The following is a 17,725-nucleotide window of genomic DNA, read 5'->3' as shown; positions in this document are numbered from 1 at the left end:
TCCCTATAATGTTACACGGATTTTCCTGAAAGTGAGTCCTTGAAATATCTTAAAAATACGTCTGTGGACTAGAGGAAATTTTACGGATGCAAACTACGCTTTAATACAGAAGGTGACGTCTTCCTGACCAGCAGGAATGAATAAAATCACGACGCCCTGATGCGACAAGTTGGCATAAGGGTTGCTGGACTCAGGAGATTTCTTCTTTCGGAGGGCAATACATTAATAGGCATATATTCCACACGCTCTCTTAATCTGTGCTAATCGACGAAGGACGGGCATCACTATGAACATATTTGATCACTACCGCCAGCGCTACGACGCTGCCAAGGACGAAGAGTTCACTCTGCAGGAATTCCTTACCATCTGTCAGCAGGATCGCAACGCTTATGCGAACGCGGCTGAACGATTGTTAACGGCTATCGGTGAGCCTGTAATGGTGGATACCGCCCAAGAATCACGAATGTCGCGCCTATTCTCAAACCGGGTGATTGCTCGCTACCCTGCTTTTGAAGAATTTTATGGTATGGAAGAGGCCATCGAACAGATTGTCTCTTACCTGAAACATGCCGCGCAGGGATTGGAAGAGAAGAAACAGATTCTGTATCTGTTGGGGCCAGTCGGCGGCGGGAAATCGTCTCTTGCCGAACGCCTGAAAGCGCTAATGCAGCGCGTACCGATTTACATCCTCAGTGCTAACGGCGAACGCAGCCCAGTGAATGATCATCCGCTCTGCCTGTTCAACCCGCAGGAAGATGCCACAATACTTGAGAAAGAGTATGCCATTCCACGGCGCTACCTCGGCACCATCATGTCGCCGTGGGCAGCCAAGCGCCTTCAGGAGTTTGGCGGCGACATTACCAAGTTCAGAGTTGTCAAAGTTTGGCCCTCAATTCTGGCGCAAATTGGGATCGCGAAGACCGAGCCCGGCGATGAAAACAATCAGGACATTTCAGCGCTGGTTGGTAAAGTCGACATCCGCAAGCTGGAGCATTTTGCCCAAAACGATCCCGATGCCTACGGTTATTCCGGTGCACTATGCCGCGCGAATCAGGGCATTATGGAATTCGTCGAAATGTTCAAAGCGCCGATCAAGGTTCTCCACCCACTACTGACTGCGACACAAGAAGGCAACTATAACGGGACGGAAGGCATTGCCGCCCTACCGTTCAACGGGATTATTCTGGCGCACTCTAATGAATCCGAGTGGGTGCAGTTCCGTAACAACAAGAACAATGAAGCGTTTCTTGACCGCGTGTATATCGTGAAGGTGCCGTACTGCCTGCGCGTGTCCGAAGAGGTCAAGATCTACGACAAATTGCTGGATCACAGCGAACTGACGCATGCCCCTTGTGCGCCCGGCACGCTGGAAACGCTGGCCCGTTTCTCCATTCTGTCGCGTCTGAAAGATCCCGAAAACTCCAGCATCTATTCCAAGATGCGGGTTTACGACGGCGAAAGCCTGAAAGATACCGATCCGAAGGCGAAGTCCTATCAGGAGTATCGCGACTATGCAGGCGTGGATGAGGGAATGAACGGTCTGTCGACCCGCTTCGCGTTCAAGATTCTATCGCGCGTCTTTAACTTCGATCACAGCGAAGTCGCGGCTAACCCGGTGCACCTGTTCTATGTGCTGGAGCAGCAGATCGAGCGCGAACAGTTCCCGCAGGAGCTGGCAGAGAAATATTTAGAGCACCTGAAAGGCTATCTGACACCGAAATACGCCGAGTTTATCGGTAAAGAGATCCAGACCGCCTACCTCGAATCCTATTCCGAATACGGCCAGAACATTTTTGACCGTTATGTTACCTATGCGGATTTCTGGATTCAGGATCAGGAGTACCGTGACCCAGATACTGGCCAGCTGTTTGACCGCGAATCGTTAAACGCCGAGCTGGAAAAGATCGAGAAGCCTGCGGGCATCAGCAACCCTAAAGACTTCCGTAACGAGATCGTCAACTTTGTCCTGCGCGCCCGTGCCAACAATAGCGGCCGGAATCCAAACTGGACCAGTTACGAGAAGCTGCGTACGGTCATTGAGAAGAAGATGTTCTCCAATACGGAAGAGCTGCTGCCTGTGATTTCGTTTAATACCAAAACCTCAACGGATGAACAGAAAAAACATGATGACTTCGTCGATCGCATGATGGAGAAAGGCTACACCCGGAAACAGGTTCGTTTGCTGTGCGAATGGTATCTGCGGGTGAGGAAGTCATCATAATGACGCACGATGCTGGCAACAGCGTTTGGGGGAAACATGGCCTATTTTATTGACCGACGACTGAACGGCAAAAACAAAAGCACGGTGAACCGCCAACGCTTTCTGCGCCGCTATAAGTCGCAAATAAAACAGTCGATTTCCGAGGCCATTAATAAGCGTTCGGTGACCGACATCGAAAGCGGGGAGTCCGTCTCGATCCCCAATGCAGACATCAACGAACCGATGTTCCATCAGGGCCGTGGAGGACGCCGCCACCGCGTCCACCCGGGCAACGATCACTTTGTACAGAACGACAAAATCGAGCGGCCACAAGGAGGTGGCGGCGGTGGTTCCGGTCAGGGGGATGCCAGTAAAGATGGCGAAGGCGAAGATGAATTTGTCTTTCAGATCTCCAAAGATGAATATCTGGACCTGCTGTTTGAAGATCTAGCGCTGCCGAATCTGAAGAAAACCCAGCATCGGCAAATGAACGAGTACAAAACGCACCGCGCTGGGTACACCGCTAACGGCGTTCCTGCCAATATCAGCGTGGTACGTTCGCTGCAAAACTCGCTGGCACGCCGTATGGCGATGACAGCGGGTAAACGGCGTACGCTGCATGAACTGGAAGAGACGCTGGAACAGTTGGCGCATACCGAACCTGCACAATTGCTGGAAGAGGAACGGCTGCGGCAGGAAATTAACGAACTGCGCCAGAAAATCGCCCGCGTGCCGTTTATTGATACGTTTGACCTGCGCTACAGGAACTACGAGCGTCGGGCCGAACCGTCGAGCCAAGCGGTGATGTTCTGTTTGATGGATGTGTCTGGTTCGATGGATCAGGCGACGAAAGACATGGCGAAGCGCTTTTATATTCTGCTGTATCTGTTCCTCAGCCGAAATTATAAAAACGTCGACGTCGTCTACATTCGCCACCATACACAGGCGAAAGAGGTTGATGAACAGGAGTTCTTCTACTCTCAGGAAACCGGCGGCACCATTGTCTCCAGTGCGTTAAAGCTGATGGAGGAAGTGGTTCGCGAGCGTTACGATCCGTCACAGTGGAACATCTATGCGGCACAGGCGTCGGATGGCGATAACTGGGCCGATGACTCACCACTGTGTCACCAGATTCTGGCAAATCAGCTTCTGCCGATGGTGCGTTACTATAGCTATATTGAAATCACTCGGCGTTCACACCAGACGCTCTGGCGCGAATATGAAACGCTACGCGATACGTTCGATAATTTCGCCATGCAGCATATCCGCGATCAGGATGATATCTACCCTGTCTTCCGTGAACTCTTCCGTAAACAAACGGTAGGGCACTGACCCTCCTCTCAATCAGCCAGTTATCTGTTAATAATTAATCGTTAGCTGGCTGATTTTCTCTTTCCAGAGTTGAAATCACTACCTCGTCGTGACATTGTCACAAAGATAACGCTTTCTTTCCGCCAGTGTGCGCATTACCCTGTCGAACCCATAAAACATAGATTTCTGTTTTTGTTATGCAACGATTTGTTCTGATTTTACTGACTCTGGTTCTACTCGGCCCTCTGGGCATCGACATCTATTTACCGCTTATTCCCGCCATCGCCGTGGCACTGAACAGCCCTGAATCGCTGATTCAATCCACCGTCGCACTGTTTATTCTGATCATGGGATTAGGCCAACTGCTAGCAGGGCCGCTGGTCGATAAATACGGTCGACGCCCTATGGCGCTGGCTGGCGTGATTATCTATCTCATCGGTGCGATCATGGCCGCGCTAGCCACCAGCGCCACGCTGTTCGTCCTCTCACGCCTTTTTCAGGGGCTGGCCGTCTGCTGTACCGCCGTCGCCATTTTCAGCAGCGTGCGTGACAAACTGAACGGCGACGATGCCGCCAGAACCTATGGCTTTCTTAACGGCACGCTGAACATTGTGCCGGCGCTGGCGCCGCTCTTGGGTGGGCTGTTGGCCGAAGCCTTCGGTTGGCGTGCCCCCTTCTGGTTCCTCGCGGGCTACAGTATTCTGGTACTGGCACTCGTCATCCGCTTCCTGCCTGAAACGCGCCCAGACTCAACACTGCCCGTACACGGCTTGCCGCTGCGCCAATACGCACGTCTGTTATCCGATCGCCAGTTTCTGGGATTTGCCTCAGTCAACGCGGGTGCCATGGGGATGGCATTGACCTATGTCACCTTCTCTCCCGTGGTGTTGATGAATGAGGCCCGGCTCACGCCGCTTGAGTTTTCCATTGCCTTTGGCGTAAACGGTTTTTGGATCATGCTGGTCAGCTTCTTTGCAAATCGCATTATCCGCAAAGTCGGCCGACCGCGCTGCTTGGCTATCGGTAGCCTGCTGATGGGGGCTGGGTTTCTTTCGCTGCTTGGCGGCGTCGTTCTCTTACCCGAAGCGATGCAAAACACCTGGCCAACCTACATGCTGCCTGTCGCGCTGGCCTGTGCCGGTCTGGCATTTTTGATCGGGCCGTCCACCAGCTATGCGCTGGAGCCTTATTCCAATGAGGCGGGGATTGCGTCGGCGATGGTAGGATTTTTGCAGATGGCGGGCGGCGCGGCGCTGGGGCTGATTGCTATGGCCATTCCTCTGCCGTCAAAAGTATCACTGGCGCTGGTCATGCTCTGTGCCGCACTGCTGGCAATACGCGCCCGCCTGCTTACGCGGCACCACAAGGGCAGCATTACATCGCTGCCCCGTACGTAGTTCAAAAATAAGTAGTTCAAAAATAAGTAGTTCAAATCTAACGCGCATACCTTTCCACGGACAAATCATCGGCTTCAATATCCGGTGATTTGTTCGACAGAATATCCGCCAGTAATTTCCCCGATCCACAGGCCATCGTCCAGCCCAACGTGCCGTGCCCCGTATTCAGATACAGATTTTTTAACGGTGAGCGCCCCACCAGCGGCGTGCCGTCCGGCGTCATCGGACGCAATCCCGTCCAGAAGGTTGCTTGCTCAATCGGGCCGCAGTGAGGATAGAGATCGCGCACCACCATTTCCAGCGTTTCACGGCGCTTGGGATTCAGCTCGGTGTTGAAACCTACGACCTCTGCCATGCCTCCGACGCGAATGCGACGATCAAAACGAGTAATCGCTATTTTATAGGTTTCATCCAATACGGTAGAAACCGGTGCAAAAGCGTCATCCGCCAGCGGAATCGTCAGTGAATAGCCTTTCAGCGGATAAACCGGAATATCGAACCACTGACGCAGTAATCCGGTGGAATAGGAGCCGCACGCCATCACATAGGCATCTGCCACGATCATTTCATCGTCGCACTGGACGCCCGTGACGCTTTGCCCTTCCACCCGCAACTGGCGAACGTTACGCCCCAGCTTAAAGGTGACACCTGCATCGGCAGCCATCGCCGCCAGTTGGCGAGTGAACAGCTGGCAGTCGCCGGTCTCATCATGCGGTAAACGCAGCCCGCCGGTCAGTTTTCCCGCCACGTGTGCCAGCGCAGGTTCCACCGAGGCTAGCTCATGACGCGTCAGCAGTTGATACGGTACGCCAGCCTCTTCCAGCACGGCGATATCGCGTGTCGCGTTTTCATACTGCTGCTCAGTGCGAAACAGTTGCAGCGTTCCACCTTGTCGACCTTCGTACTGGATACCGGTATCTCGCCGCAGCGCTTGCAGACAGTCGCGACTGTATTCCGCCAGCCGCACCATCCGCGCTTTATTCGTTTTATAGTGGCGCGCGTCGCAGTTGAGCAACATTTGCCACATCCAGCACAGCTGTGCTGCCGTGAAGTCCGGCCGGATGGCCAACGGAGCATGACGCTGAAACATCCACTTTATCGCTTTCAGCGGTATTCCCGGCGCAGCCCAAGGCGCGGCATAGCCGGGGGAAATCTGTCCGGCATTCCCGGCGCTGGTTTCCAACGCGGGCTCCGGCTGCCTGTCGATCACGGTAACATCATGCCCTGCCTGCGCAAGATACCAGGCGGTACTTACGCCAACGACGCCACTTCCCAGAATCACAACCCGCATGCTACCGCTCTCCCTTTCTCTCCGTTAAAGACCGTCTAATCTACTGGAAAAATGCTTATTTAATGGAATAAAACACTAGTTAAAAGGTAAAACTGAAGACTACTCTAGCATTTGGGAAGGAATTGTCACCAATCTCGACGATAACATTTATCTATTGTTATCTCTTCGATCCGTTGCTTCTCCATTGGAGATCGTAACGAAATAACTGTGAAATCATTCACAAAATATGTATTCGTTTTTTAGCTGAAAAGCATAATAAAAGTAAAAAAGGGGGAAATGTTAAAGTCCAGGTTAATTAATAAGTTAGTGAGATTGCTTATTTTTAAATCGTGATAATCATCACATCAATCGAATAATCAACATCACTGTCAAGACACTCAGCACCGTAATTAAATACAAATTTGCGACATTCATCAAAAAAACGCCTTATCAGTTTAATAACATTGTGTTCACACGGTGGTTATTCATATTTCCAGAGGGCGACGATGAAAATTGGATTAGTCATTAGCGGCGGCGACGTTAGCGGAATAAATAACTTCATTTTTCAGGTGAACAGAATGACTGCCTCTGACATCGTCATTTTCGATGGTGGAATTAATGGCCTTATCGATAACTGCTGTAAAGTCCTCACTCGCCGCGATTTAGTGGATTATTCAATCTCGGCAATGCCCCTGATTACTTCAGGGAGAAAAACCGGAAAATGTAGAAAAACAGACTATGAGAAAATCGTCAAAAACATTCAAAAACAAAAACTCGACGCGCTCATTATGGCTGGGGGAGATGGTTCATTCCAATTTCTAAAAAAACTCAGTCACTATGGCATTCATTGCTATGGCGTAGGCATGACGATTGATAATGACATTTCAGGGAACAGCTATACGATCGGTTTTTCTACCGCCTGTGAGCAGGTAATGAGTGAAGTAGAAAAATTGCGAAATACAGGCCGTGGACTACAAGGACGGGTATTCATGATTGAATTACTCGGCGGTTATTGCGGTGAATTAACATTACAGGCGGCATTAAAGAGCAACGCAGATATTGCACTCATTCCAGAATCACCGTGGGATATTGATAAATTATCACAATGCATTCGGGAGAAAATCGCAGAACAAAACAGCGTGATCATTTTATGTTCTGAAGGCTATACCCATGAGTATACTCCTGGCTTTCAGGGCGCTATCGATACGATTATCAATAAACTAGAGCATAAGATTGGCATCCGTATCCGAAAAACCATTTTGGGATATGGCTTACGAAATGGCGCGCCCACCGGGGAAGAAATTATTCAGGGCACCCTATTAGCAGAAGAAGTGGTTCGGTGTATTAACGCCGGACTAACCAATAAAATTATCATTATCAATAATAACAACAAGGCTATTCCTATCGACCTGGAGGATTCCGAACGACGTTTGGTTGATGTCGACAGTCACTTTTATAAGCTCGCGAAAGCCCATCACCTTATATGAGGCCATGATTATGTTGAAAGTACTTTGCGTTTGCGGTTGTGGATTAGGTTCCAGTTTCGCTATCGAAATGACAGCCAAATCCGTACTAAAAAAATTAGGTATTGATGCGGAAATAAATCACACCACGATTTCAGAGGCCTCTGCCTTTAATTATGACGTCATCCTAACCCAGAAAATATTTGCTGACATCCTGAATAGTGATGCCAGTGAAGATGAGAAAAAAAGAGTCATCATTCTTAATAAATTGACTGATAAAGACGAAATAGAAGAAAAAATTTTAACGTATATCCAGGCTAATCAATAGCATGAGGTGAAAAATGAACACCGTTATCAATTTCATTGTGAAAGATTTATTAGGCCAGGCATCCATACTCATCGCGCTGATCGCCATGATCGGATTGATTTTACAGAAGAAATCAGTAGGGAAAATTGCAGAGGGAACCTTCAAGACGCTGCTGGGTTTCCTCATTATGATGGCAGGGATTAACATCATCGTTGATACCCTGACTTATTTGAACAACATATTTACCCAAGGCTTTGGCATGAAAGGCTACATCACCGATGTCGCCGCCATCGCCGGGTTGGCAAACCGCGAACTCGGGTCAGAAGTCGCGTTGACGCTCATGGTGATCTTTGCCGTCAACATCCTTATTGCACGCATTACTCCCTTTAAATATATCTTCCTAACGGGACAGGCTCTGCTGTGGATGGCAACCATCGGCACCGTGATCGGCTATAAATCGGGCTTGACCGGCGCGACACTGATCTTAACCGGAGGCATATTTGGCGGCATTATGGCCGTGCTGATGCCCGCGCTGGCGCAGCCGATTGTCCGTAAAATCACGAATTCCGATGATGTTGCACTGGGGCATTTTTGTACCATCGGGTATCTGGTGCAGGCTGCCGTCGCTCGGGTCGTCGGTAAAAATTCCAAATCCACGGAAGATTTAACGCTGCCTGATAATTTCAAATTCTTGCAGGATACCTACCTGTCGATGGCCGTCGTCATGGTACCGATGTACCTCATCCCTGCCGTAGCGGCGGGACCGACCTACATCGCGCAGTACGCCAACGGCGTCAACTATCTGATGTATTCCTTCATGCAGTCCATGCAGTTTGTCGCAGGCGTTTTCGTTCTCTACAGCGGTGTCCGTCTGCTGCTTAATGAGCTGGTTCCCGCATTTCGGGGGATCGCCATGCGGCTGGTTCCTAACGCTAAACCCGCGTTAGATTGCCCGGTGCTCTTCCCTTATGCGCCCAACGCCGTGATTGTTGGCTTCCTCGCCACCACCGTCGGTTCCATTCTGGGAATGCTGATCTTCCCGATGTTTGGATTGGCGATGATTTTGCCAGGTTTACTGACCAACTTCTTTGCGGGCGGGACAGCGGGTATTTTCGGTAACGCCATGGGAGGGCGGCGTGGCGCAGTCATCGGCGGCGTGGTTCATGGTCTTTTTATTACGCTCTTGCCCGCTATTCTGGTGCCATTACTGGAAGTCTTCGGATTTACTGGCGTCACCTTCAGTGATTCCGATGTCATCGGCACTGGCCTGATATTAGGACATGCCTTCCAGCAAGACTGGCTATTTGTCGCCGCCTTTGTCGCGTTCGTTGCCTTCATTGCCTTTATTGCGAATCGTAAACTATCGCAATAGCGTATTGGCCTGCTGTCATGATGCAAATAGCTTAAGGAGTCACTATGTTTTCTCTACTCAAACGCTTTTTATCCCCAGTTCCCGCTTCCGACCCGCTCGATAATAAGGATGACAATCGCATTAGGGAAATTGAGGAAGAATTAGCGGAGCTTGAGTCTCACTTAGTTCAGGATCCGGCCCATAGTGAAACACAAAAAGCGCTAATGATTAAATACAACCAGGCCATTCAGTTATTTTCTGCGCATCCTGACTATCGGGATCGCGTTGATCGTATTTTCATTCAGATAGATGAACTCAGAAATACCATTCGGAAAAATATATGAGGATTTATGAGCATAAAAAATTTCCTTTTGCAACATGATTGCATTCAACTCGGCGTAATATGTGAGACATGGGAAGAGGCTATTTATTGCGCCGCGCAACCGTTAATTCGCGCAGGATGTATCACAAAACACTATCCTATCGCGGTGATAGAAAGCACGAAGGAATACGGGCCTTATTATGTTTTTGATGAAGGTATCGCTATTCCCCATGCGCGCCCCGAGTGTGGCGTTCGGGAGAATTGTTTTAGTTTACTGACGCTCCAGACACCGCTCTCTATTCAGGGCAGTGAACCGGTGGATATTTTAATTATGTTCGGCGGCATTAACAGCGACGCACATATTACAGAAGGCATCGCCTCAATCATCAATCTATTGGAAAAGGACGACATTCTCTCTCGTATTCGAAATGCCACTACGGCAGATGATATTGTCGGAGTATTATGAAAAAGCTTATTTTAGTAAATGGTATTCCCGCATCAGGGAAAAGCACGGTAGCACGTATTATTGCGGATGAATTGAGTTTCCCTCGGTTAAGCCTCGATGAAATAAAAGAGCCGTTCATGATGCAGTTCTGCGATGCCATTGATAGAACGTTAAACAGAAAACTGGGATATGCCGCCTATCAGGCCATGTTTAATATTGTCAGACAGGCGCCTGAAAATAGCATTCTCATTCTCGACGCCTGGTTTGGATTTCGCGAGAGATCCGTATTACAGGACTACCTGGCTTCGTGTGCCATCAACCATACGCTTGAAATATGGAATGCCATCTCATCCGATCGGGTAGCGGCGCGATATCAAGCCAGAGCGAATGAAAGAATAAAAGGCCATCCCGGCAACGAGTATCTCCCGGAATTAATTTCACTCGCACATCAGGCGAAACCGATGTGTATTGGAAAGTGTTACACGGTTGATCAGGATAAGGAAATTAATCATCAGGAATTAATTCAATGGATCAAAACACACCTAGATTAATCGCTTATTTATATTACTTTTTATGAGGGTAATTATTATGAACACCATGACAACAGCTGAACACCGAGGATATCAATTAATTTGTAACGCGACAGGCGCTATGATGGTTATTGCCTGCGATCAACGTGGCGGTATGCGAACATTATTAGCACCAACATCAGAAGCACAGGCCGCGATTACCAATGAAACATTAGGAAAAACAAAATATGACATCACTCGCTATCTGGCGGCGGAGGCAGGTTGTGTGCTGGTTGATCCGATCTGCGCCATTCCGGGCCTGATAGACGAAGACATTCTGCCCCGCGATACAGGTCTGCTCATCGGGCTTGACGCGTCAGGGTGGGAAACAACGCCAGAAGGCTACCGCATCTCCACGATGGTTGAAGGCGTCACGGCACGTAAAGTGCGCGAGTGGGGTGCCACCGGCGGAAAAATCATGATCTACCTTCGCCCGGATAGACCAGACGCCAATACCCAGAACCTTGCCACACTCCGTACCGTGATTCAGGATTTTGCGCAGGAAGATTTACTGCTCGTCGTCGAATTCCTGACCTATCCTCTGGAAAATGAATCTCGCGACGCCTATACCCGCCTCCTGCCCGAACTCATTCCCGCAGGTTGTCAGGCCTGTATCGACCAAGGCGCAAAGGTCTTAAAAATCCCTTACCCTGGATCGGATGAAGCCTGTGCTCGCGTGACGGCACTCTGCGGCGACATTCCCTGGGCCGTCCTGTCTGCCGGCGTCGATCACGCGACGTTTCTCCCTCAGGTAGAGAGCGCGTTGAAAAACGGTGCCTCTGGCGTGATTGCCGGACGCTCTCTGTGGAAGGATTGCATCTCGCTCGATCGCAACGTTTCTAAAGAGAAGCTGTCTACCATTGCCGTTTCCCGCCTCAACGATATTCAGGCGCTGTTAAAACGGTATCAACACCGCTAGTTCTGGTGGTATTTCGCGCTCTCTCCGGGGAGCGCATTTCCCTATCAGCATTTCCCTATCAATCGACAGCGTAAGACCGGTTTCTTTTTATCCCCTCAGCGACCTTTCTCCATCAAATACGCTCAATTCGTCAATTGCCGCGTTTCCAAAGCTCAGCTATAACTAAATGAACAACGATGATTTTTTGACAGGAGCCAGCGGGAAGGCAGTAAACGAGATCTCACGTACAGACTTGCTATGTTAGGGGGCGCGCTGATGGCTATATCGACGGATAATCAGGTAAAAAAAACACTTCGCCTGAGTGATGGACCGGACTGGACGTTTGAGTTATTGCAGGTTTACCTTGATGAGATTGATCGGGTGGCGAAGCTGTATCGTCTGGCAACCTACCCTCATCAGATTGAAGTCATCACTTCAGAACAAATGATGGACGCCTACTCCAGTATAGGCATGCCGATCAACTATGCCCACTGGTCGTTCGGGAAGAAATTTATCGAAACCGAACAGCGCTACAAGCACGGGCAGCAGGGGCTGGCCTACGAAATCGTCATTAACTCCGATCCCTGTATCGCGTATTTGATGGAAGAGAACACGCTGCCGATGCAGGCGCTGGTGATGGCGCATGCCTGCTACGGGCACAACTCGTTCTTCAAAGGTAACTACCTGTTCCGCAGTTGGACCGACGCCAGTTCCATCGTCGATTACCTGCTGTTTGCCCGACAGTATATCGCGCAATGCGAAGAGCGTTATGGCGTGGACGAAGTGGAACGCCTGCTAGATTCCTGCCATGCGCTCATGAATTACGGCGTTGACCGCTATAAGCGCCCGCAGAAGATTTCGCTCGAAGAGGAAAAGTCCCGCCAGAAAAGCCGTGAGGCCTACCTGCAAAGTCAGGTTAACGATCTCTGGAAAACCTTACCGCGTCGCGAACAAGGCGCCGCACCAGAACAAGCCCGACGTTTTCCGCAAGAACCGCAGGAAAATCTGCTCTATTTTATGGAGAAAAACGCGCCGCTGCTGGAGCCTTGGCAGCGTGAGGTTCTGCGTATCGTGCGCAAAGTCAGCCAGTATTTTTATCCGCAGAAGCAGACTCAGGTGATGAATGAAGGCTGGGCGACGTTCTGGCACTACACCATTCTGAACCATCTCTATGATGAAGGTCGGGTCACCGAGCGCTTCATGCTGGAGTTCCTGCACAGCCATACCAACGTGATCTATCAGCCGCCGTACAATAGTCCTTATTACAACGGGATTAATCCGTATGCGCTAGGCTTCGCGATGTTTCAGGACATCAAGCGTATTTGTCAGTCACCGACAGACGAAGATCGCTACTGGTTCCCCGATATCGCGGGCAAAGACTGGCTCGATACGCTGCATTTTGCGATGCAAAACTTCAAGGACGAGAGCTTCATCAGCCAGTTCCTGTCGCCTAAATTGATGCGTGATTTCCGGCTGTTTACGGTGCTGGACGACGATCGCAATAATTATCTGGAAATTGCCGCGATTCACGACGAAGAAGGCTATCGTTTGATCCGACAAGAGCTCTCCGCCCAGTACAATCTGAGCCATCTGGAGCCGAACATTCAGGTCTGGAACGTGGATTTACGCGGTAATCGGGCGCTAACGCTACGTTATGTCCCGCATAATCGCGCACCGCTGGATAAAAGTAGTCAGGAAGTGTTAAAGCATGTCCACCGCCTGTGGGGATTTGATGTCTATCTGGAGCAGGCTAACACGGATGGCAGCATCGAATTGATTGAACGCTGCCCGCCGCGTAACGGGACAGCAGCCACATAACGAAACTCGGTACGCAGGTCAGCGACACGACCAAAGACAAAGGGGATTCAGGTAACAACCTGAATCCCCTTTTCACAATGAAACTGCGGTATGAGCCTTAGCGGCGTACTTCTGCGATATCCCGCGGGATAGCACTCTGCATACTGTGCCAGATCGCTCCGCTTTCTTTACCGTAATGTCTGACGACATCCATCACCTGATCGTAGAGCTCTTCGCTACGCAACGCTTCCAACCGAGCGTAAAAATTCACCGCCAGCTTGCGGGCTTCCGGATTGGAAAAATAATAACGCCCTACGCGAATATACAGCCCTTTCAGGCCGTTCAGGATCAGACCATAAATCGGATTGCCAGAGGCAAAGGCCAAACCACGGAACACGTTGTAGTCAAGCTGCGCAAAAGCTTCTGCGCTATCGTCTACCGCACTTGCCTGAGTTAATACATCACGCACTTTTTCCGGGTTATGGCGTAACGCCGTCCGAATAAAAATAGCGGCGATGTTGGTGCGCACGGCCAGCAGGTTATCGATCAGTTGTGGCACGCTATCGTGATCGAGTCGCGCCAGCGTTTCCAGAATATTGAGCCCAGAGGTTTCCCAAAAATTGTTAATCTTTGTGGGTTTCCCGTGCTGTATCGTCAGCCAGCCATCGCGGGCCAGGCGCTGAAGGACTTCACGCAGGGTCGTACGGGTCACGCCAATCAGTTCGGAAAGCTCTCTTTCCGCGGGCAAAATAGAGCCAGGAGGAAAGCGGTTATTCCATATACTTTCGATAATGTATTCTTCCGCGAATCCAGCCGGACTTTGCGCCTTTATAACCATGTGTTTGATAATCCGTAGCGGTGATTGCCGAAAAAAGCCAAGTCATAATACCAGACGAAAGAATCATGATATAGCGCCGCACTCGGGCACCGAACCCTTTCAATGAAAAATTGTGACTGCAAACCGCCCTCTCGCGGCGTAAAACAGTAGACTTATGCCCGTTTGTAAAGTTTTTACGATATGATAAAAACCATCAAACTATTCTAACGAATAAGGATTCCTCTTCCATTATGATCGGCATGCCCCTTCACCGTGCGCTATTAAAAAATTTCCTCGGATACGCGCCAGACTGGTACAAATTGACTATTTTTTGCTTCTTGCTGATTAATCCGCTGCTGTTCTATTTTGTCAGCCCGTTTTGGGCCGGTTGGTTACTCGTTGTGGAGTTTATTTTTACGCTAGGCATGGCGCTGAAGTGTTACCCGCTACAGCCTGGCGGCCTGCTAGCACTACAGGCCATCCTCATCGGTATGACCAGCACGCAGCAGGTGTGGCATGAAGTCACGGGGAATATTGAAGTCCTCATGCTACTGGTGTTTATGGTGGCAGGCATCTACTTCATGAAGCAACTGCTGCTCTTTGTGTTTACCAAACTGCTACTGCGCATTCATTCCAAGACGCTGCTTTCGCTTGCGTTCTGTATCGCCTCTGCCTTTCTTTCCGCATTCCTTGATGCTCTGACCGTGATTGCCGTTGTTATCAGCGTCGCTATCGGGTTTTATGGTATTTATCACCGCTTCGCTTCCCAACAGGGTGAAGACGAGGCCGATATCAGCGATGACAGCGCGCTAAGCAGCGAGGAGCATCATCGTACGCTGGAGCAGTTCCAGGCATTCCTGCGTAGTCTGATGATGCACGCAGGCGTCGGTACAGCACTGGGCGGCGTGATGACGATGGTTGGTGAGCCTCAGAACCTGATTATCGCGAAAAGCGCAGGCTGGGATTTCGTCAGTTTCTTCCTGCGTATGTCACCCGTGACCGTTCCTGTCCTTATTTGCGGCACCATTACCTGTGTGCTGGTTGAACGTTTCAAGCTGTTTGGCTATGGAGCAAATCTGCCAGACGACGTGCGCCGCGTGCTTGAGGATTATGATCGGGACATGACAGAAAAGCGCACGCCGCAGGATAAAGTGCGTTTACTCGTGCAGGCGGTGATTGGCATCTGGCTCATCATCGCGCTGGCGTTTCATCTGGCTGAGGTCGGGTTAATTGGCCTTTCCGTGATTATTATGGCGACGACGTTCTGCGGCGTGACTGAAGAACATGCCATTGGTAAAGCGTTTCAGGATGCCATGCCGTTTACCGCGCTGCTGACAGTTTTCTTTGCCATCGTCGCCGTCATTATCGATCAGCACCTGTTCTCACCGATTATCCATTACGTCCTGCAATCTTCTGAAAGTGCGCAACTGACGCAGTTTTATCTGTTCAACGGCCTGCTCTCATCGATATCGGATAATGTCTTCGTTGGTTCGGTTTACATTAACGAAGCGCGCAGTGCCTTTGAGAACGGCCATATATCGCTTTCTCAGTTCGAGTTGCTCGCCGTGGCAATCAATACCGGCACCAATCTGCCTTCTGTCGCCACACCGAATGGGCAAGCCGCGTTTCTGTTCTTGCTGACATCCTCCCTGGCACCACTTATTCGCCTGTCTTACGGCCGCATGGTGGTGATGGCGCTACCCTACACGATTGTGATGACGCTGGTCGGGTTGTTTTGTATTGAGTTCACACTGGTACCGTTTACTGACTTTTTGATAAATAATCACTGGATTTCTTTGCCAGATTTGACCATATCGGGCAGTCACTCATAATCACGATCGTGTATAGTAATCGCGGCAGCGACAATTTCGGCCTTGATGATGTTATCAACACCCTTTTCGCCGCCGCAGAATGACAGAAAAGCATCAAATAAACATATCGTTACGTTTTGCGCAGTGAAATGATGGCAGTGAAGCCAGAACGGTTTACACTGCTGCTTTAATCATGTTTAGCATGGAATATTTTTATGTTGCGATTTCTTAATCGTTGCTCACGCGGGCGTGGTGCGTGGCTGCTGCTAGCGTTTACTGCTTTAGCGCTGGAATTGACCGCGCTCTATTTTCAGCATGTGATGTTATTAAAACCGTGCGTGCTGTGTATCTATCAGCGCTGTGCGCTGTGGGGCGTGTTCGCGGCAGGTATTGTTGGTGCTATCGCGCCATCAACGGCGTTACGTTACCCAGCCATCGCGCTATGGATATACAGTTCTTACGAAGGGGTCCGACTGGCATGGAAACACACGGATATTTTGTTAAATCCGTCGCCGTTTACCACTTGTGATTTCTTTGTCAGCTTCCCGTCATGGCTGCCTTTGGACAAATGGCTTCCGGCCATTTTCAATGCGACGGGTGATTGCTCAGTACGTCAGTGGGAATTCCTTTCCATGGAAATGCCACAATGGCTGCTTGGCATCTTCGCCGCTTATCTGTTGGTTGCCGTGCTGGTCTTAATCGCTCAGCCTTTCCGACCTAAGCGTCGCGACCTCTTCAGCCGTTAATCAATAAGCGGATTAATACAGAAGGCGATTCACACAGAAACCGAAAAGCCCGACAATAGTCGGGCTTCTGGTAACTGTTTCTACGCCTCACTGCTGTGGTCGGTAGATATCGCGATAGTGACCTAATCTTTCGTTAAAAAAAGGTCTTTTTTCCTGCGGGATTCTTCGTGATATTTCATCTGCATCGATCTTTTTTGCCTGACTTTCCATAAAAGCGATGGTGGAAGCCGCAAAGTCGGTATACTGCTCACTGTACTCAAGAATAATTTTCTCAAAGTTAATCACATGCTCTCCCTCCTGCTGGTTTAACCGCTTTAAAATTATACAACACGTCACGATTTGTGCCGGAGATGACAACATGATTCGCACAATGATAAAGAGAAATGTGAAGTGACACGCAAAAAACAGATGGGATGATAACTGAACACGGATTATCCCCCGATAAAAGGCCCTCTTCTGAGTGATTCGAATTGAGGGTCTCGTGTTTTAACCAGATACAGCCTGGCGCCGAACAGAAATTATCGCGCCCATTCCGGCTTATTCAGGATATGGTCCTGCCAGTCCACCACCTCACTCTCACGCACGGCGATATGACGCACGGAGATGCGCTCACGGTGCATGGCCGTTTTAGTACCGCAGACTAGCGGGTGCCACTGCGGTAAATCTTCACGTTCATGAATCAGGCGATAAGCACAGGTCGCGGGTAGCCAGTTAAACGTCAGCAGGTTTTCACGCGTCAGCTTAATGCAGTCCGGCTCGTACTCGAAGCGTTTCTCATAGTTACGACACTGGCAGTTTTTAATATTCAGTTGATTACAGGCGACGTTGGTAAAGTAGATCTCCTCCGTATCCTCATCAATCAATTTATGCAAACAGCACTGACCGCAGCCATCGCACAGCGACTCCCATTCATCGTCAGACATCTCAGACAACGTTTTTTGCTGCCAAAAAGGGCGTTCAGTCATGTCTCTTCCCGTTACCTTAGTTGTTAAATTGATAGCGTTGTAAATAAAGATGCGTG

17 protein-coding genes are annotated in these 17,725 nt (G+C 49.9%); 13 read left to right on the top strand and 4 right to left on the bottom strand.

All coding sequences use genetic code 11. The features are described 5' to 3' along the window. Positions 1 to 286 precede the first annotated feature (286 nt). The 3 genes from yeaG to IG609_RS09675 all read left to right on the top strand — a co-directional run bounded on the left by yeaG (position 287) and on the right by IG609_RS09675 (position 4,908). Positions 287 to 2,221 carry a protein kinase YeaG gene (gene yeaG / locus IG609_RS09685; RefSeq protein ID WP_193398638.1) on the top strand — a complete coding sequence of 645 codons (1,935 nt, stop codon included), beginning with the start codon at positions 287 to 289 and terminating at the stop codon, positions 2,219 to 2,221. A gap of 36 nt (positions 2,222 to 2,257) precedes the next feature. Further along, the gene (locus IG609_RS09680; protein ID WP_039277752.1) at positions 2,258 to 3,532 is read left to right on the top strand and encodes a YeaH/YhbH family protein; all 1,275 of its coding nucleotides are present in this window, start codon (positions 2,258 to 2,260) and stop codon (positions 3,530 to 3,532) included. Positions 3,533 to 3,708: 176 nt separating this feature from the next. Continuing rightward, positions 3,709 to 4,908 carry a multidrug effflux MFS transporter gene (locus tag IG609_RS09675; protein ID WP_193400642.1) on the top strand — a complete coding sequence of 400 codons (1,200 nt, stop codon included), beginning with the start codon at positions 3,709 to 3,711 and terminating at the stop codon, positions 4,906 to 4,908. 37 nt (positions 4,909 to 4,945) lie between these two features. Here IG609_RS09675 and IG609_RS09670 read toward each other — a convergent pair whose 3' ends face one another. Continuing rightward, complete coding sequence (locus tag IG609_RS09670) at positions 4,946 to 6,199, bottom strand: D-amino acid dehydrogenase (protein WP_193400753.1); 1,254 nt, start codon at positions 6,197 to 6,199, stop codon at positions 4,946 to 4,948. A 485-nt stretch (positions 6,200 to 6,684) separates the two neighbouring features. On the opposite strand from IG609_RS09670, the gene IG609_RS09665 reads away from it, so the two are divergent. From IG609_RS09665 to IG609_RS09630, 8 genes are all read left to right on the top strand, one after another. Continuing rightward, a complete protein-coding gene (locus tag IG609_RS09665; protein WP_193400639.1) occupies positions 6,685 to 7,665 on the top strand; it encodes a 6-phosphofructokinase in 981 nt (326 codons plus the stop codon). 10 nt (positions 7,666 to 7,675) lie between these two features. Continuing rightward, positions 7,676 to 7,969 (top strand): PTS sugar transporter subunit IIB, encoded by a 294-nt coding sequence (locus IG609_RS09660; RefSeq protein ID WP_193400637.1) that lies wholly within the window; start codon positions 7,676 to 7,678, stop codon positions 7,967 to 7,969. 13 nt (positions 7,970 to 7,982) lie between these two features. Continuing rightward, positions 7,983 to 9,320 carry a PTS sugar transporter subunit IIC gene (locus IG609_RS09655; protein ID WP_193400635.1) on the top strand — a complete coding sequence of 446 codons (1,338 nt, stop codon included), beginning with the start codon at positions 7,983 to 7,985 and terminating at the stop codon, positions 9,318 to 9,320. A 44-nt stretch (positions 9,321 to 9,364) separates the two neighbouring features. Continuing rightward, positions 9,365 to 9,643, top strand: a complete 279-nt coding sequence (locus IG609_RS09650) for a hypothetical protein (protein WP_193400750.1) — start codon at positions 9,365 to 9,367, stop codon at positions 9,641 to 9,643. 6 nt (positions 9,644 to 9,649) lie between these two features. Further along, positions 9,650 to 10,087 carry a PTS sugar transporter subunit IIA gene (locus IG609_RS09645; RefSeq protein ID WP_193400748.1) on the top strand — a complete coding sequence of 146 codons (438 nt, stop codon included), beginning with the start codon at positions 9,650 to 9,652 and terminating at the stop codon, positions 10,085 to 10,087. Beyond that, entirely contained in the window at positions 10,084 to 10,617 is a 534-nt protein-coding gene (locus IG609_RS09640) for a P-loop nucleotide/nucleoside kinase family protein (RefSeq protein ID WP_193400746.1), read from the top strand. Before IG609_RS09645 ends, IG609_RS09640 begins: the two co-directional genes overlap by 4 nt. Positions 10,618 to 10,654: 37 nt before the next feature. Continuing rightward, positions 10,655 to 11,554 (top strand): tagatose-bisphosphate aldolase, encoded by a 900-nt coding sequence (locus tag IG609_RS09635; RefSeq protein ID WP_039496126.1) that lies wholly within the window; start codon positions 10,655 to 10,657, stop codon positions 11,552 to 11,554. A gap of 255 nt (positions 11,555 to 11,809) precedes the next feature. Further along, entirely contained in the window at positions 11,810 to 13,351 is a 1,542-nt protein-coding gene (locus tag IG609_RS09630; RefSeq protein ID WP_039319701.1) for a SpoVR family protein, read from the top strand. Positions 13,352 to 13,448: 97 nt separating this feature from the next. Here IG609_RS09630 and fadR read toward each other — a convergent pair whose 3' ends face one another. Beyond that, a complete protein-coding gene (gene fadR / locus IG609_RS09625) occupies positions 13,449 to 14,168 on the bottom strand; it encodes a fatty acid metabolism transcriptional regulator FadR (RefSeq protein ID WP_039279544.1) in 720 nt (239 codons plus the stop codon). A 230-nt stretch (positions 14,169 to 14,398) separates the two neighbouring features. Here fadR and nhaB point away from each other — a divergent pair, with 230 nt between their 5' ends. Both nhaB and dsbB read left to right on the top strand, forming a co-directional pair. After that, positions 14,399 to 15,979 (top strand): sodium/proton antiporter NhaB, encoded by a 1,581-nt coding sequence (nhaB, locus tag IG609_RS09620; RefSeq protein ID WP_193398650.1) that lies wholly within the window; start codon positions 14,399 to 14,401, stop codon positions 15,977 to 15,979. A gap of 194 nt (positions 15,980 to 16,173) precedes the next feature. After that, positions 16,174 to 16,704 carry a disulfide bond formation protein DsbB gene (dsbB, locus tag IG609_RS09615; RefSeq protein WP_102117580.1) on the top strand — a complete coding sequence of 177 codons (531 nt, stop codon included), beginning with the start codon at positions 16,174 to 16,176 and terminating at the stop codon, positions 16,702 to 16,704. A gap of 87 nt (positions 16,705 to 16,791) precedes the next feature. On the opposite strand, the gene IG609_RS09610 is transcribed toward dsbB, so the two are convergent. Continuing rightward, positions 16,792 to 16,989 (bottom strand): DNA polymerase III subunit theta, encoded by a 198-nt coding sequence (locus IG609_RS09610; RefSeq protein ID WP_193398651.1) that lies wholly within the window; start codon positions 16,987 to 16,989, stop codon positions 16,792 to 16,794. Positions 16,990 to 17,222: 233 nt separating this feature from the next. Continuing rightward, positions 17,223 to 17,669, bottom strand: coding sequence for a cysteine cluster protein YcgN (gene ycgN / locus IG609_RS09605; RefSeq protein ID WP_193398652.1), 447 nt, complete (start codon positions 17,667 to 17,669; stop codon positions 17,223 to 17,225). Positions 17,670 to 17,725 lie beyond the last annotated feature (56 nt).

Origin of the sequence: Pectobacterium quasiaquaticum, from assembly GCF_014946775.2 — a bacterium.
In the GTDB taxonomy this organism is placed as follows: Bacteria; Pseudomonadota; Gammaproteobacteria; order Enterobacterales; family Enterobacteriaceae; genus Pectobacterium; species Pectobacterium aquaticum.
The sequence above is the reverse complement of the archived record's forward strand: the minus strand, read 5'-3'. Positions and strand labels throughout refer to the sequence as shown.

Coding starts and splice junctions, on each gene's coding strand:
- yeaG (WP_193398638.1), top strand. CDS start 287: ATGAACATATTTGATCACTACCGCCAGCGCTACGACGCTGCCAAGGAC.
- IG609_RS09680 (WP_039277752.1), top strand. CDS start 2,258: ATGGCCTATTTTATTGACCGACGACTGAACGGCAAAAACAAAAGCACG.
- IG609_RS09675 (WP_193400642.1), top strand. CDS start 3,709: ATGCAACGATTTGTTCTGATTTTACTGACTCTGGTTCTACTCGGCCCT.
- IG609_RS09670 (WP_193400753.1), bottom strand. CDS start 6,199: ATGCGGGTTGTGATTCTGGGAAGTGGCGTCGTTGGCGTAAGTACCGCC.
- IG609_RS09665 (WP_193400639.1), top strand. CDS start 6,685: ATGAAAATTGGATTAGTCATTAGCGGCGGCGACGTTAGCGGAATAAAT.
- IG609_RS09660 (WP_193400637.1), top strand. CDS start 7,676: ATGTTGAAAGTACTTTGCGTTTGCGGTTGTGGATTAGGTTCCAGTTTC.
- IG609_RS09655 (WP_193400635.1), top strand. CDS start 7,983: ATGAACACCGTTATCAATTTCATTGTGAAAGATTTATTAGGCCAGGCA.
- IG609_RS09650 (WP_193400750.1), top strand. CDS start 9,365: ATGTTTTCTCTACTCAAACGCTTTTTATCCCCAGTTCCCGCTTCCGAC.
- IG609_RS09645 (WP_193400748.1), top strand. CDS start 9,650: ATGAGCATAAAAAATTTCCTTTTGCAACATGATTGCATTCAACTCGGC.
- IG609_RS09640 (WP_193400746.1), top strand. CDS start 10,084: ATGAAAAAGCTTATTTTAGTAAATGGTATTCCCGCATCAGGGAAAAGC.
- IG609_RS09635 (WP_039496126.1), top strand. CDS start 10,655: ATGAACACCATGACAACAGCTGAACACCGAGGATATCAATTAATTTGT.
- IG609_RS09630 (WP_039319701.1), top strand. CDS start 11,810: ATGGCTATATCGACGGATAATCAGGTAAAAAAAACACTTCGCCTGAGT.
- fadR (WP_039279544.1), bottom strand. CDS start 14,168: ATGGTTATAAAGGCGCAAAGTCCGGCTGGATTCGCGGAAGAATACATT.
- nhaB (WP_193398650.1), top strand. CDS start 14,399: ATGATCGGCATGCCCCTTCACCGTGCGCTATTAAAAAATTTCCTCGGA.
- dsbB (WP_102117580.1), top strand. CDS start 16,174: ATGTTGCGATTTCTTAATCGTTGCTCACGCGGGCGTGGTGCGTGGCTG.
- ycgN (WP_193398652.1), bottom strand. CDS start 17,669: ATGACTGAACGCCCTTTTTGGCAGCAAAAAACGTTGTCTGAGATGTCT.